Raw genomic sequence first — 14,802 nt, 5'->3', positions numbered from 1 at the left:
TCAGTGGAACGTCAGATGGGTGGTGATCGCCGCTTCCTCGACGACGGGAAGCCTGCTGGCGAGGTCACGCGCGATCGCTTCGCGGTAGGCGACCGCCATCCACATTTCGCGCGGGTGTCCTCTGTATTCCTTGCCGACCAGCTCGATCTTGTCGCCGTACTGTTCGATGCGCTGCCCGTTGTAGCAGACCAGGATCTCCCATTGGGTGACGCTGAAGCGCTTCTGCTCGATGGTTACAAGGGCGGGGTCGAAGACCGGCTTGGGTGTCTCGGAAGGACCGGCGCCCGTTCCGAGAACGCGGCCGATGATGCCGGTGGTGCTGTGAAAATCGATCCCGGCTTCGGTGATGATGACGCAGCCGCCACCAAATTCGTCTGGCCGCAAGGCATCGCAGGTGTGCGCCCATGAGAATGCGCAAGGGAGTGCGGATTTGCAGGCGGTGAAGATCAGGTTTGCCACCTGATCGACGCCGAACTGGTTGCCGCTGAAGCTGACTTTGCAGTGTCCCTCGGCATCGACTTCGCTGATGACGATGCTGCAGTCGAACGACGGGAAATCGCGATCGTCGAAGAGGTCGAGAAAACTCCCGAAATCGTCCCCGTCCTTGGGCGGCAAGAGAGCGGCGAAGCGTGGGCCGAGCTTTTTGTACTCGATGTCTCGAGGGCTATCGCCAGCGTAAAACTCGAGAATGACACTGGCATCCTGCGCCAGCCTGACCATTTCGGCATCCTCGGCGGTCATCTCGAGGATGAAGGAACTGGAGAGGTAATTGTTTGCCATGATGGATCTCCTGAATGGTCAGGCAGCATCGCCGGGGAGACGCGCGCGGGCGGTCTCGGCGAGCTTGGGGAATGCGGCCGAAAGGTTGGTGTGGATCGTCTCGAATGCGGGGATCGCGAAACGACCGTTGGCGCCTGGGCGCGTGGTCAGCAGCGCGCCGATCGTCACTTCGTCGAGTTCGGGCCGGGGAATGGAGGCGACGTTGCCGTCATATTCGACAGGACAGGCAATCGCAGCCTCGATCCAGGAGCCGAGCCCGTCTTCTACGGCCTCGGCGTAGGCGGCGACGGCAGGATCGTCTTCATCGTCGATGTGCAGGACGAGAGTACGATAGGTGCCGAAATCATGCCGGTTAGGCTTGCTGGTGAGGCGGCATCCCTGCGGAGGAAGGCCATGGATGGCGATGATGCTGATCCGATAAGCGTCGATCTCGAAGCGATTGACCCGCTCGAAGTCGGGAGTCTGGCCAAGCTGGGCGCAGTCGGCGTTCGCGGGCGCTGCGCCAATGTCGATGGTGTAGGACAAGGGAACCTCCGTCGATCCTCAATGGATCGCCTGTTCCCTTCCCCCTCATCTCTATGGGTTACGGATCGCCTGGGGGGTCAGCGGTAAACGCCGCTTCGGTGGCCAACGGTCAGCACAAGCACGACAAGCCTGCCATCCTCGATCTCGCAGACAATCCGGTAGTCTCCAACGCGGTAGCGCCAACGTCCCGCCAATGGTCCGGTCAATGCCTTTCCAGATGCGCGGGGATCGTCACTGGATGCAACCCGCTCGCGCAGGAAGGTTATGATCCGCTTAGCGGTCTGGCGATCGAGCTTGGAGAGGGATTTTTCGGCGCTGGATGACAGTTCAATCTGCCAGGCCAAGGCGCTCCTCCACGTCCTCGAGGGAACTTGTGGTTTCGCGGCCAGCACGAATGTCCTCGAGCACCTTGTCGGAGAGGTAGATGTCTTCCATGTCCTCAAGGCCGCGTTCGATAATTTCGCGCAGGTAATATGCCTTGGTGCGCCCGGTGGCGCTCGCGAGATGATCGAGGCGCTGCTCTACTTCAGGGGCAAGGCGTACTGACGTCGCCATGGCACTGTCTCCGATTGAATACGTGTATTCACTCTATCACATGATTGTTGCCACGTCACTCCGGCTCGATGGTGAAGTTCCAGCCATGCACATGAAGCATCTCGTTCGCCCCGCGGTCGAAGGCCAGGAAAGTGTCATCGAGGTCGGCTTCAGGTTCGATCAGCAATTCGAGGGTATGGTGGGTACTGTCCGCGATGACGGCGCGCGTGTAACCGGCCTCGCGGGCTTCGGCCTCGGTGTGGATCGGCGGAGGCGATGCCTGGATGAAGGGCTTCGCAGCCTCCTGGGCAGGCCCATCGAATGTGCCGAGGGTCTTCAGGCGATCAGTCTCCAGCGTCGCGCCAAGATCCTTGGGCAGATTGGCATATTCGGCAGCGACCGTGATTGCGGCCGCTGCGGTGGGAAGTTCGCCGGGGGCAGCGCCCTTCCAGATGTATGTGGCTTCCTCGCCGTCGATGCGGGGATGGGGCTGCATGACCTGGACGAAGAAGGTGGCCAAAGGCCGGTCCCATCCGATGGCGACGCTGCTCGCCACGCCTTTTCCGGGAAAATCGTAACGGCTCATGAGGGAGGATCTCCGTTCAATTCGCCAGCGCGAGCCATTCCACATGCCAGGGGCGCGGGAATGGATTGTAGCGGATGAAGGCAGGGACAAGGGGCATGCCCATGGCGGCGAGGCTTTCCGCCATGGAAACCCGCTGGAGGGCTTCGGCAAGGTCATCTTCCAGCATGAAGTCCAGCATGGCAGCTTCATGGACCTGTTCACAAGTGAGCATTGTCCAGTCCAGCGCATCGAGGAAAACCTCGCGGCGCTGGGTGAAGCGTTCGATCCGGGCGGCATCGCTGCGAACGAGATCGAGAACCTGATGTGTGGTGAGCATGGGATGTCTCCCTAAGCGGCGATGGGCTCGCGCGGCGCCTGCGTGTGGGGTTCGATGGGTGCGGGCGAGGGCACGATGGTATCGAGGCGCAGATCACGGCGGATGCGCGCGGCAAAGCGGGTTCGGCGCACAAAGTCGCGCATAGGCGCAAAGCGCAGTTTCTGACCGGCTGCAGTACCGCGTTTGGCGAAGTATTGCACCTCGTTGCCCTCATGGAGCGGGCCGACGCTGAGCATGATCGAAATGTCATCGCTCGACAGCGCGACATATCCTGCGATCGCGGGATCGCTGGGCGTGGAGCTGATGGTGTAGCTGCCGGGGGCCGGGCCGATTTCCATCGCGAGCGCCTTCATGGCCTTGGCACCGTCCTTGTGGAATAGCTCTTTGGCAACGCGGTCATGGGCCACTCCGCGCACGGCCAGGGTGAGAAGTGCCGGAAAGCGTTCGAGTTCGATGACGCGGCAGCTGCAGGCGAAACGCAGGCTGTCATCATCGGCACGGTCCGACGTGACGGCCGCGAAATGGCGCGCGAGGAGCGCGATTGCCGGGTCATGGTCGGGATCGACACCGGCGATACGGCAGTCTTCCATCGCCCTGTTGAGGGCATGAAGGGTCGCGGTAACGGTCGTGAGGCTGCTGGGGTCGATCGCCTGCATGTGACGGAACGGGACGTCGTAGGTCATGGTAGGGCTCCGGGTCAGACCGAGCGCATTCCCGCGCTCGATCCTCCCTTCCCCCTCTCCTCTGCGGCCTCGGCCCCTGGGCTGTTTCAGGTCTCGGAGGGGAACCAGTCGACCTCGGTGGCCGTGCCGGTGGCCTCGAGCGCCTCGATGTCGGCGATTTGCCATCGCCTGCCGCCGGGTCCAAGATTGGCATAGCCCGCGTAGAAACGGCCGTTGTGCTCGATGAACTGCGTGTAGACGCGCTCAACGACGGCTTCACCGACAAACCAACCGGGGTTGAAGCGGCTGTAGATCGGGGGGAGGACGCCCAGCATGTGGGTGTAGAAACGCTCAGTGACGCGGGTCAGCGGGAATTTCGCGAGCGTGCGGGCGACTTCGGCCTTCCAGTATTCATCGCAGTCGAGAAGGTAGGCCGTCGGGTCAGTCCGCTGGTATGCGGCGAGCGCCTGCCTCTGGTCCGCAGCCTCGGCAATATAGGATTGAGGACGCGGGTTCTCGCTGGTCATGATGTAGCAGTCGGGCATGGAGTGACTCCTCTCGCGAAGAATTTCGCGCTGAGAACACTCCCTCTTTTCTCTTGGCCACGATCCGGATTTCAGGCCGTTGCGCGCTTACTGACGCCCCACAGGGTGATCAAATCGCTCATGGCATCGCGCTCCCCGAAAACATCCGCATACACCGCACCTGGATAGTTGGCGATGAAGCCAATGATTGTTGCGATATCGATTCCTATCTGGCGATCGAGGCCAAAGATATCAGAAATGCGGAAAGAATTGTCCTCATCAGCGGTCCACCATGCCAACAGGAAGTTCGCCACCTTGGCCGACTGCCCGGTGTCCGATTTGGCGACCTCGATCAGGCGAGTGAGAGCGGCGGCGGCGCTGGTGTGATCGATATTGATGGCAGTCATGACGATCTCCTTCGGGGTGAAGCGTATGCGAGGAAATGAATTGAAGCTATAGGCAAGCTATGCTGGGGCGAGCGCGGTAGATGTCGGCCGCCCACGTCTCGATCCAGCCAGTGGTTACTTCATCGTGGGCCAGATCGCCGGTTTCTATAAGCGCGCGGATCTCCGCCTGTGCTTGCTGGATGGCGGCTTCCCATGGATCAGATGGAATTTGTGAAGGTGCCGGTTCTATCGTGATCGTGAGCGGGCGATGGGGCTCGCGCAGTCGATCGAGCTGGGCGATGGTCCATCTCTCCATGTGGTCGGCCGCAAAGGCATCTGTCTTCGAGACCTGCCGGCGCCGGGCATCGCGCCGCGCGGCCGCGCCCCAAGCCTGGGAATCGAGAGAGGCTACGCGATGCGCGTAGGGCTGAAGGAAGGGGATGGCGGCTCCCTTCACGCCGAAGAGGTGGAGACGGGGGCCAGGGTTGGGCAGCACCGCGTCGAGGTGCGCAACAACGGCGATCAATCCGTCAGGGCCATGGATGTCGCGGCGACACATGGAGCCGACACCGACGATCGTGCCGGGATTCATCGACCACGCCAGCATTTCGGCGCAGCGCTCATAGTCCTCTGGATAGCGCCCCTGAAGGACGGGCATGAATCGGTCAATGATGCCGAGGTCATGCGCGCGTGATCGGCATTCGCGGTTCGTCGCCACGGTGCGGGCGATACGGTCGAGGACTTCGGCGCGATCGGCGGCGATCTCGGCCTCGCAGCAATAGTCAGCGGCCGCGAAGCGCCGGAACGGATAGGATGCGGCTAGAGCCATGTAGTCGGCGATCGACCATGGATAGCCGCCATATCTGGACATCAGGACATAGCCCGCGCTGTCGAGGTCGAGACTTCTGAGCCCGTGGGCGTTGCCGAGTTGGCCGGTGCGCCAGCCTCGCCATTCGCGCCAGCCCCCTGATGCGGTGCGCCAGCGCGACAGGCAGTTCGCGGAAATCAGCATGGGCTGCTGCATGATGCGCGCGCGCTGAAGGATTGGCCCTTCATTGAGATGGGGCAGGCCGACGATCACCTCGATCGTCATGGCAGGATCTCGGCGTCGAGTTCGTCGAAGCTGATGACGCTGGCGCGCTCATCGTAACGGGCTTTGTCCACGAGCGCCTTGAAAATGGGGTCGGCGTATGTCGGACGGGCCAGATGATCGACGCTGGCGAGCCGGTAGCCAAACACGCCGACCTTGCCGCTCGGCACCCAATCGGCCCAATCGCCATAGGCGGTGGTCACGACGACCTTGCCGATGCGTGCCTCGAACGCTTCGCGCTCGCGCCTGACATGGCTCTGACGCGGTTCTACGGCCTCGCCGGCATAGGCTTCCCATCGCTCGGGCCGCCAGCTTTTGACGGTGCTGGTGGCAAGCGAAAGTTCGATGTCGAAGAGCGGATCTCCGGCAGCGGCAAATTCGGTCTGGAAGGCCACGATCACGAGCGACCAGTCAACGTCATGCTCGTACTCGGGTTCATCCAGACGCAGCGCCTCGGGCATGGCGGCCTGGCGTGTCTCGGACAGGACAAAGCCGCCATGTGACGGGGTCACGACGCGCCAGATGCCGGGGAGGCGCTGCGTGGTAGTGACGGGCTTGCCCCAGCGGGTCATCTCCGGTGCGGGGGAGGAAGCGAATGCGGGCATGTGTGTTCTCCTTCATCGTTCGCTCCCTCCTTCCCGCTCCCCTCATTCAGCCTCAGAGAGCCAGGTCGCCATGTTCTGGACGACGGGGCGCCGCTCGCAGTGCCGCCGAGCGCCCTCGGCGCTGTTGATGGCACTGTGAAGGCGGCCAGCGGCCTTTGAGGCCCCGGCCTCGCGCAAGAGGCCGCGGGCACGGCGCATGAGTTTCAGGGCGTCGTCGATTTGTTGCTTGGAACGCGGTGTGGCGGGCTTCAGGCGGGGCATCTCAAGTCCTCCTGTTTCTTGAGGGCAATGCGCGCGGCGACCTCGTTTGCCGACAGGTCAGTGCGCTCGATCACGCGCCAGGGCTGCAGGTCATCGCCGGGGGCGATCATGACCGCGATTCCGGCCTGCATCATGCGCTGTGCGACGCGGATGGCATTCTCGCGGCTGCAGAGCCGTGCCCGCAGCGGCGAGAGGGTGGATGCCCCGCTCATGGCGGGGGCATCGCAGCGGATGGGCGGGGGGCGAAGACCGTTCGGTGGACCTTCGTTTCCGGGACGATCGACCATTCCAGGTCACGGAAATTGCGAATGCGATAGTGCCCGTATTTACCGACAGGCCGGAAGGTGATGGTCGCGCCCCGCTTGATGACGGTGAACTCGTCGCCGGCAAAGCCGTCCGTGAATGTGATCGCCTGCGGGAATTTGACGCGCATGCCGTCGACGATCTTTCGGGAACGCTTTTGCAGGCGTGCGAGGCATCGGCGGCGCCAGTCGAGAGCATTCTCGTTGGTGGTCGGCGTGAGCAGGCGAAGGATGTTCTCGGGTGCTTCTGCCTCGCAAGGGCCCATGCCTTCACTCATGTCCTTGTAGCCGAAGTGCATTGCCTCCTTGTCCCTCGGGTTCCACTTCACGAGGCAGACCATGGCGATGACCTCGGTCGGCACGCCGTTTTCGGAATATTGCACTGCTGCGTACCAGACCCGGTTGCCGGGGCAGGACGAGGCAAGGACGCGAGCGCCGCGCGCGATTCCGTTGTCGTCCGGCGCATTGATGAAGGTGAACTGGGCGTCGAGATAGGACTTGGGCGTAGCGTGCCCGCCCATGTGGTGCCTGTTCATGAAGAGCCAGCCCATGGTGATGTCTCCTTAATGGAAGTCATGCCGCGGCCTTCAGGGCATCGCCGGCAAGCGCGTTCGCCTCGGCAAGGCTGAAGGCGCGCAGATAGTTGAATGCTTGCTCGGCTTTGGCCGAGGCGGTGAAGATGGCGCTGTGGTCGGCGCGGAGCACCTTGATCCAGTGCGCAAGGTAACTGGCGTGGCTGTCGTGCAGCTCGGTCGGCAAGCCGAGGTCGGCGCAAACGTAACTTGCTGTCAGTTCGGCACAAAGTTCCTCGACGGCATATGCGTCGTCACCGAAACGCTTGCCGAAAGTGCGATTGAGCCGGTCCTTGGAGCCGCTCCAATGAGCACTTTCGTGTGCCCTCGTGGAAGCGAAGGCGTCACCCGATCTGAAGCTACCGGGGCGGGGAAGCTGGATGTAGTCGCCGAGCGGGCTGTAATACGCCTCGTCGCCGCCGTGGTGAACCCTGGCAGGGATCGCCGCGAAGAATGTATCGATCGCGTCCTGGCGCTGCGATAGCAGGCTCGGGGTTGGGGGCACGTCGCGGGCGTAGTAGTAATCGGGCAGGCCCTCGATCTCGTCTGCATTGTAGACGATGTAGTGGCGCAGGAAGCGGATCAGCTGGCCGGTGGCCTCGCCCAGCAATCCCGGCTGCCCTGCCTTGCGGAAGCTGGAGGCGTAGATCGACATGGATGGATCGGCCTTGCGGCGCACATGCGCGCCGAGTTCCTCGGCCTGGCGGGCCGTCATCCAGTAGCGGCTGCGGTAGCCACGCGCGTCAGCGATCGTCCAGAGCCAGAGGCAGTTGATGCCGTTGTACGGAGTGCCTTCATGGCGGAGCGGTCGGCCGCCCTCCCCGGTCAGCGACCAGGAGCGGGTCCACGGGGTTGTGCCGGCCTCGAGCCGGGAAACGATGGCATTGGTGACTTGGCGCGCGATGTCGCGCGAATTACGGGGCTTAGTGGACATGAAGCATTCCTCCAGATAGCAAAATGGTTCCACCGTCGGCGTCTCTGGGGGGAGGCGTCGGCGGTGGAACCTTTATGGATCGGGGTTATTCGGCCGCTTCTGCCCACTGGCTGACGGCGTCGTCGTCGCCGTAGACTGCCGGCGATCCGTCATCGATCTGCTGATCGTCGTCCCCCTCGCTGGTATGCTCGTCGTCGATCGAGACGTTCTCGCCGTCATCGCCGTCGTCGGGCCCCGCAAGGGCTTCGCCAATCAGGCTGGCCAGATCGTCTTCGGCTTCGTCAGGTGCGTTCGCCTCACCGGTCTCCCCGGCTTCGTCGCCCTCGTCCTGATCGGTCGTCTCGGCGGGGGTGAAGCGCATTGCGGCGGGCACCCAGGCCAGTGCCTTTTCCTTGACGTCGGCCTCGATCACCGCGTCGCCGGCGAACAGCTTCTCGCAAGACGTCGAGATTTCGCCCTTCTTCTGGCTCGCATGGCGGCCCGAGAGGGCGGGACCGCCCACTTCGTCGAGCAGCGTGAGCAGCGCGCCCTTGGGAACGCGGTCGAAGAAATTCTCCGAGGTCGGGCGCCACCACTTGGCAACATCGATCTCGAGCATACCGGCAAGGTGGTTTTGCAGGGCGTTCTGCCGAGTGGTGTAGGGCTCCTTCGCTTTGAAGGACTTCGCCACGATCCACGCGAGCCAGGCGGCCTTGGTGTCGTCGCTAAGCGCGCGGAAGGCATCGAAGCGCGCGATCTTGTCCTTGTGCTCCTTCCAGGAGGCGTCGAGCCCTTCGCGCACTTCGGCAAGGTAGTCGTGCGCGACCGACTTGGGGTAGGCATCGTAGCGTACCGGATCGTCAGGGTGCGAGGCGCGGATGCTGGTGCCGCTGACATCGCCGTCGCCGGTGCGTTCGTCGGCCATGACGAACAGCATGTAATCGAGCGCCAGCGAGGGATTGGCGATCATCGAAGCGCCCAGAACGTCGCGGCGCTGCACCGAGAGTTGATCGAGGAGAACCTGGCTGAGCGCCTTGCCGCCAGGGGCAGCCTCATCGGGTGCCACATCCTTAATATTGCCGGTGATGGTCCCGGTCTCGCCTTCCTCGATGCGGAAGGTTGGGGTGCGCGGCGCTGCATCGCCGACAGTTTCGTCCTCGGCATCGCCTTCGCCCGTTTCGTCCGCGTCGTCGTCGCCTTCGTCGGGTTCGACCATGGTGACACTAAGCGGCGCCTCGCTGTAATAGGTGTCGCCGAGTTGCATGGTCCCGTCTTGCGAGAGCGTCAGGAACAGGCCAACACGAGGCGCGAGTTCGGGGGGAAGGATTTTTTCGCGGCGACCGGCATCGCGGAGTTTGTCGTTGAGAGCATCTTGTTCGGCATCGAGGGCCTGCCAGGCTTCTTCCTCCAGTTCCTCGTTTTCCATCTCGAGGCTGACGATGCTGAGGCGCGCTTCGATCTCGCTGATGCGGGTGGTCTGTGCCTCGCTCAGCGGCAAGCTCGGCAGGTGGACGTGGAACAGGCCGCGCGCAACTTCCCAGGCGGAGTTCGAGGCGACCGGGCGAATCCAGGCGAGGCCGCGTTCTTCGCCGATGCGCTTGGCTTCGGCCTCCATGGCGGCCGCTGCGAGTGTCTGGGCGATCTCGGGGTTGGTCCAGCGATCGCCGTTGTCGCTGAAGAGGTCGCGATCAACTTTACCGCCTGCGGCCGTGTAGGCTTCCTCGCCGACGAGACGCGCAACGGGGTCGGTCGATTTCATGGATTCGTTGGCGATGACGCGGCGTATGGTGTCGGCGCTTACGTAGTCGCTGTTGGCGCCGTAGCTATTCCAGACCATCAGCTGGCGCTCATGGCTCTCGGTCGAAGCATAAGCCTTGGCCATGTCGAGCGTCATCTCGGACGATCTCAGGGCCTCGAAGATCGGCTCGGCGAGATTGGCGAGGCGCAGGCGGCCTTCGACGAAACGGCGGGTGATGCCAAAGCGCTTGGCGACGGCGTCGATGTCGCCGCCCTGGCCGAGGCAGTGCTGGAAGGCGCGGCATTCGTCGGCAGGCGACATATTGAGGTGATGGAAGTTTTCGGCGAGCGAGGCTTCGGAAAGCTCGTCGTTGCTGCCGGTGAGGATGAGGACCGGTACGTCGTATTCGGCTTCATTGATCTCGCCGCGCTCGGCGAGCAGCTTCAGGGCACGAAAGCGGCGGCTGCCGGCGATGACACCGTAGGAACCGCGGGGCTTCTTCACCGAGGCTACGACCAGATTCTGCAGAATGCCGCGCGCGGAAATGTCGGCGGCGAACTGTTCGATCAGGTCTTCGCCGCGGGTGCGCACGTTGATGTCGGACAGGACCAGCTTCGCGAGCTTGACGGTCTGGATCATGGTAAAACACCTTCTTCTCATCGTCCGGCCAATTCACGGACACCCTTCCCCTCCCCCTCCCCCTCTCCTGACCGACCCGGCTGCAATGGGGCTCGGGTCCGATCAGGATGAAGAGGCGCAGATGGTCAGGAGGGCTTGAGGATTTCGGTGATGATGACCACGGCCTGCGCGACGGGGATGAAGACGCGGGTTCGGTACTGGATGATCTCGGTGAAGGCCCCGAGAGACTTGAGCCATGCAAGCTGCGATGCCGGGGCGTCGACGATCTCGATACGCGTGTTGCCGTTCACATGTGAGCGCTTGAAGGCCATCGGGAACGGGCGCGTCACCTGGACGCTGCGCCCGGCGAGGACGGCATTGGTGATGGCTTCGACGGGCATTTCCTCACTGCTCGCAAGGCCCAGCTTGGTGAAGAGGTCGACGATGCTGTGCTCGAAGACGATACGGCCAAGCCAGCTGTTGCCATTCTTGTCGACGATCCGATTGACGGCGAGATGATCGGAAGGGAGCGCCGACCAGATCGGCAGGAGAAGGCCGGTTGCGAGGCGCACCGTCTCGGTGTCCAGCTGCTCGGCTGCTTCATCGACTTCGGCCTGCCACTTCGCCCGGAAGGTCTCTTCGTCGATCTCTTCCCACGCCGTCTCGAATAGATCCGCCTCGCGCATGGATTTGCGGCTGCAGGGCCGCTGCAGCTCGATGCGAAGGATCGGCTCACCCTCATCGTCCATCCAGGCGTTTGCCCGGCAGCGCAGCGCGACGCGGCCCGACTTGGCATTCAGCACGAAAGCGGGATTGTCCCGCCAGCGGACCATGTCGAGGATGCGCTCGAGCGAAATAGGGTTCTTGCGCCGCGCGATCTCGATCGTGAGAAGGTGCGTGGTGGCGCCGGTGCCGGCATCGGTCCGCAGGATCGTGTCGCTGATGACGCGGGCGCTGTCGGCCGTGATCGTCTCGACGCCGACATCAAGGGTGCCGGCCTCGCGCGCTGCGGCGACGCGAGTTTCAACGAGGGTGAGGTATTCCTCGAAGATCTTGTTCTGCAGCGCGATCGGCAGGGCCAGCAGGCGGTTGAGCCAGCGCTGGATTGGCGGCAGATCTTCCTTCAGGACGCCGTCGCCATCAGTGATCTCCAGCCCGCTCAAATCCACGAACTCGGTCATGTTGGTGCTCTTGAGCTTGCCGAGATACAGAAGGTGGAACCAGGACACGAGGGCGTCGCGGGCGTACTCGCTTTCGAGGTTATCGGCGGGATCGAACAGGCCCTGCCCGCCGGTCTGGCGCTGCCCGCGCGTGAGGGCGCCAAGGCTGTCGAGGCGCCGCGCGATCGTCGAGGTGAAGCGCAGTTCTCCCTTGCAGTCGGTGGTGACGGGACGGAACAGCGGCGTCGATGCCTGATGGGTACGGTGCGTTCGGCCGAGCCCCTGAATGGCCCGATCAGCGCGCCAGCCCGGTTCGAGCAGGAGATGGGCACGCCGGTCCTGGTTCACCGCCTCGAGGCTGGCATGGTAAGACCGGCCCGTGCCGCCGGCATCGGAGAAGACGAGCACTTTCTTCTGATCGTTCATGAAGGCGCTGGCCTCGGCCTGACTGGTGCGCGCAGTGCGGCTCTCGACCTTCTGCCGACCGTCCGGGCCGGTGATCAGGCGCTTGGAACGCCCGGTGACTTCAGCGATGCGATCGGGGCCGAAATGCTCGATGAGCGCATCGAGGCCGGACTTGATGGGTGGCAGCGCGCACAGATGCTCGATCAGGTTGTCGCGCGCGGCCATGGCTTCGGGATTGTGGACTGGGTTGCCGTCCTCGTCGCGCATGGGCCGGGAATGCAGGGCGCCGGTGTCGTCCTTGAAGACCTCCATCTGGTGGGTCGGGAAGGCGCGCTTGAGGTAATCGACGATCTGGTCGGTGGGCGACAACTCGATCTGGGGCTCGGCGCGTTCCTCGGCCGTCATCTCGGAGAGGCGCCTGTCGAGGATGGCCTCCGCCGTCGTCACCAGCTGGACGACCACCGAATGATCCTGCTTCAGGTGCCCCTCGATCGCCGCGATCACGGTGGGCAGCTTCATTGAGAGCAGCACCTGGCCGAAGAAACGCTGGCGCGTCCCTTCCAGACGCGAGCGGGCGGCAGCCTTCGCGCCGGAGTTGAGCGTCTTGCCCTCGAGGGCGTCGACCACGTTTGTCGCCTCGAGCGCGGCGGCAAGCTTGGTGTTGATGACTTGCCATGCCCGGCAATAGGTGTCGTAGATCTCGATCTGGGCAGGCGTCAGCTCGTGGCGCAGCACTTCGTATTCGACGCCCGCGAAACTGAGCGCGCGCGCCGTGTAGAGCCCGAGCGCCTTCAGGTCACGGGCCACCAGTTCCATCGCCGCGATGCCGCCCTGACGGATGTTGGAGATGAAGGATTCCCGGTCGGGGAAGGAGGTTTCCGGTCCCCAGAGGCCGAGGCGCACGGCATAGGCCAGGTTGTTGACGTCGGAAGCCCCGGTGGCGGACGCATAGAGCACGCGCGCATCGGGAAGGTGGTTCTGCAGGAGGACGCCGCAGATGCCCTGCTGGGAGCCTTCGGTCTTGCCAAGGGCGCCCTCGCCGCCCGCGACACCGCCCATTTCGTGGGCTTCGTCGAAAGCGATCACGCCGTCGAAGTCGGGTCCGGCCCAATCGAGGATCTGCTGTAGGCGCGTTGCGTCAGAGCGTCCTGATCGCAGCCCCGGATACGTGACGAACAAGGTGCCCTCTTCGAGCGTGATGGGCTGGCCGATCTTCCAGTTCGAAAGCGGCTGCACGTCGGCCGACAGACCGCCAAGCGCGGTGACGTCCCGGCGGATGTCCTCGAGCAGGGGCTCGTTCTTGGTGACGAAGATGTGGCGGCGGCGGCCCTGCAGCTTGTTGTCGAGGATACAGGCAGCGATCTGGCGCCCCTTACCCGCGCCGGTGCCATCGCCCAGGAAGAAGCCCTTGCGGTACTTGCGGCCTTCGGCATCGACAACGAGGCCGACCCCTTCCTTGGCGGGCTTGAAGGTGCCCGGCAGCGTCTGGTTCCAGGCGTGGCCGGCATAGACGACGGTTTCGAGCTGGGACGAGGAGAGGAGCCGCTCGCTGACGGTGCGCTCGGGCAGATGGGGGATGTGATCGGGAATCGGCGCCGGGATCGAGCCCATGGCGACCGACTCAACGAGCGCGGTGGGGTGCTCTCCTGCAGCGTCGAAGACGATGCGGCTTGGCCGGTACGGCAGGTAGACGCCGACCTGTTCGGCCAGCGGTGCCGGGGTGTCCAGCTTGCGATAGCCGACGGGCAGGACCGCATTGGCCTTGGGCGCGTGATAGGGGCGCGGCGCGGCCACCTTGGTCTTGCGCACGGCGCCGAACAGCGAAGTGGGCTTCGCGGGCGCGACGCGAGCGGCAAGATCGGCTGTGGGCTGCAGCTTGATGCGCGCGGGGATTTCGACGGCATCAAGGAAGTCGAGGACGGCTGCGCGCTCGATGACGGCGGGCATGAGGTCGCCGGCGATCTTGTCAATGACATAGAGGCGAACCGCAATGTTGGTGCCGTGCTTGCGATAGCAGTGCTCGAGGCGAAGCGAGGAGCGCACCGTGCAGCCGCTCAGGATCGCTTCGTAGGCAGTGCGCAGGCGCGCGCAGGGCGTGAACCAGTCGGGCATGATGGCGACGACGCGTCCGCCTGGGCTGACCCGCTTGATTGCCGCCTGCAGATGGCGCAGCGCCGCCAGGTCATCGGCGCCGCGGCCCATGCTGCGCGAGAACGGCGGGTTCATGAGCACGACGCTCGGGCGCGGGAGATCCGCGTGAAGGGCGACTAGCGCCGCGCCATCCTGGCCGGTAATCGTCGCATCGGGGAAGATGTGCGCGAGCCGTTCGCGGCGGCGCGGGTCGATTTCGTTGAGCTGAAGGACGCGGCCGCGCGGGGCCTGGGCGATCAGAAGGCCGTTTCCGGCGCTCGGCTCGAGGACGACGTCGTCGGCGCCGATCGACGCGAGCAGCACGGCCATCGCCGCGATGTCGGCGGGGGTCGAGAACTGCTGCAGCTCGATCTGTTCCTCGCTGCGCACGGTCTGGGTCGGCAGGCGCTGCATCAGCGCGGACGAAATGGCGATGTCTGCAGGGGCGTTGATGCGATGGCCGTCGCTTGCGAGATGAAGGGCCAGGCCATGCTCGAGCATCTCGAAGCTGTCGCGCTGGGTCCAACGCCCGTCCGCGTCGCTGCCGCCGAACGCCTGCACCATGGCGTCATTCAGCTGGCGGCGGGAGATGGCGGCATTGGTGGCGAGAAGGGCGGCGATCGTGCGCGCCGCCGGCGCATCATTGGCGTGCGTGAGATCGAGAAGGTCGCGCATGGGGGTCTCCTTGGGCTCTC

General features: G+C 64.1%; 17 protein-coding genes. All 17 read right to left on the bottom strand.

Annotated elements, in window-relative coordinates:
- Nucleotides 1–741, bottom strand: a complete 741-nt coding sequence (locus tag ACFFDA_RS10580; protein ID WP_404479084.1) for a hypothetical protein — start codon at nt 739–741, stop codon at nt 1–3.
- 57 nt (nt 742–798) lie between these two features.
- A complete protein-coding gene (locus tag ACFFDA_RS10575) occupies nt 799–1,305 on the bottom strand; it encodes a hypothetical protein (protein WP_404479083.1) in 507 nt (168 codons plus the stop codon).
- A 77-nt stretch (nt 1,306–1,382) separates the two neighbouring features.
- Entirely contained in the window at nt 1,383–1,649 is a 267-nt protein-coding gene (locus ACFFDA_RS10570; protein WP_008833434.1) for a type II toxin-antitoxin system RelE/ParE family toxin, read from the bottom strand.
- Nucleotides 1,633–1,860, bottom strand: a complete 228-nt coding sequence (locus tag ACFFDA_RS10565) for a DNA-binding protein (RefSeq protein WP_404479082.1) — start codon at nt 1,858–1,860, stop codon at nt 1,633–1,635. The genes ACFFDA_RS10570 and ACFFDA_RS10565 overlap by 17 nt, the downstream gene beginning before the upstream one ends.
- A 55-nt stretch (nt 1,861–1,915) precedes the next feature.
- The gene (locus tag ACFFDA_RS10560; RefSeq protein WP_404479081.1) at nt 1,916–2,425 is read right to left on the bottom strand and encodes a hypothetical protein; all 510 of its coding nucleotides are present in this window, start codon (nt 2,423–2,425) and stop codon (nt 1,916–1,918) included.
- Nucleotides 2,426–2,441: 16 nt separating this feature from the next.
- Complete coding sequence (locus ACFFDA_RS10555; RefSeq protein ID WP_404479079.1) at nt 2,442–2,741, bottom strand: hypothetical protein; 300 nt, start codon at nt 2,739–2,741, stop codon at nt 2,442–2,444.
- Between the two features lie 11 nt (nt 2,742–2,752).
- On the bottom strand, nt 2,753–3,424 hold the full coding sequence (locus ACFFDA_RS10550; protein WP_404479078.1) for a hypothetical protein: 672 nt from the start codon (nt 3,422–3,424) through the stop codon (nt 2,753–2,755).
- 86 nt (nt 3,425–3,510) lie between these two features.
- Complete coding sequence (locus ACFFDA_RS10545; protein WP_404479077.1) at nt 3,511–3,948, bottom strand: hypothetical protein; 438 nt, start codon at nt 3,946–3,948, stop codon at nt 3,511–3,513.
- Between the two features lie 71 nt (nt 3,949–4,019).
- Nucleotides 4,020–4,334, bottom strand: a complete 315-nt coding sequence (locus ACFFDA_RS10540; protein WP_404479076.1) for a hypothetical protein — start codon at nt 4,332–4,334, stop codon at nt 4,020–4,022.
- 46 nt (nt 4,335–4,380) lie between these two features.
- Nucleotides 4,381–5,406, bottom strand: coding sequence for a hypothetical protein (locus tag ACFFDA_RS10535; RefSeq protein WP_404479075.1), 1,026 nt, complete (start codon nt 5,404–5,406; stop codon nt 4,381–4,383).
- Nucleotides 5,403–6,008 carry a DUF7007 domain-containing protein gene (locus ACFFDA_RS10530; RefSeq protein WP_404479074.1) on the bottom strand — a complete coding sequence of 202 codons (606 nt, stop codon included), beginning with the start codon at nt 6,006–6,008 and terminating at the stop codon, nt 5,403–5,405. Before ACFFDA_RS10530 ends, ACFFDA_RS10535 begins: the two co-directional genes overlap by 4 nt.
- A gap of 42 nt (nt 6,009–6,050) precedes the next feature.
- Nucleotides 6,051–6,269, bottom strand: a complete 219-nt coding sequence (locus ACFFDA_RS10525; protein WP_008832890.1) for a hypothetical protein — start codon at nt 6,267–6,269, stop codon at nt 6,051–6,053.
- Nucleotides 6,257–6,481 (bottom strand): hypothetical protein, encoded by a 225-nt coding sequence (locus ACFFDA_RS10520; protein ID WP_404479073.1) that lies wholly within the window; start codon nt 6,479–6,481, stop codon nt 6,257–6,259. The genes ACFFDA_RS10525 and ACFFDA_RS10520 overlap by 13 nt, the downstream gene beginning before the upstream one ends.
- Complete coding sequence (locus tag ACFFDA_RS10515; RefSeq protein ID WP_404479072.1) at nt 6,478–7,122, bottom strand: DUF6927 domain-containing protein; 645 nt, start codon at nt 7,120–7,122, stop codon at nt 6,478–6,480. The genes ACFFDA_RS10520 and ACFFDA_RS10515 overlap by 4 nt, the downstream gene beginning before the upstream one ends.
- Nucleotides 7,123–7,144: 22 nt before the next feature.
- Entirely contained in the window at nt 7,145–8,077 is a 933-nt protein-coding gene (locus tag ACFFDA_RS10510) for an ArdC family protein (RefSeq protein WP_404479071.1), read from the bottom strand.
- A gap of 85 nt (nt 8,078–8,162) precedes the next feature.
- Entirely contained in the window at nt 8,163–10,433 is a 2,271-nt protein-coding gene (locus ACFFDA_RS10505; protein WP_404479070.1) for a ParB/RepB/Spo0J family partition protein, read from the bottom strand.
- A 125-nt stretch (nt 10,434–10,558) separates the two neighbouring features.
- The gene (locus tag ACFFDA_RS10500) at nt 10,559–14,782 is read right to left on the bottom strand and encodes a strawberry notch-like NTP hydrolase domain-containing protein (RefSeq protein ID WP_404479068.1); all 4,224 of its coding nucleotides are present in this window, start codon (nt 14,780–14,782) and stop codon (nt 10,559–10,561) included.
- Nucleotides 14,783–14,802 lie beyond the last annotated feature (20 nt).

Origin of the sequence: Novosphingobium sp. BL-52-GroH, from assembly GCF_044813085.1 — a bacterium.
Classification (GTDB): Bacteria; Pseudomonadota; Alphaproteobacteria; order Sphingomonadales; family Sphingomonadaceae; genus Novosphingobium.
Note: the sequence above shows the minus strand (reverse complement) of the source record. Positions and strands in the feature narration are given on the sequence as shown.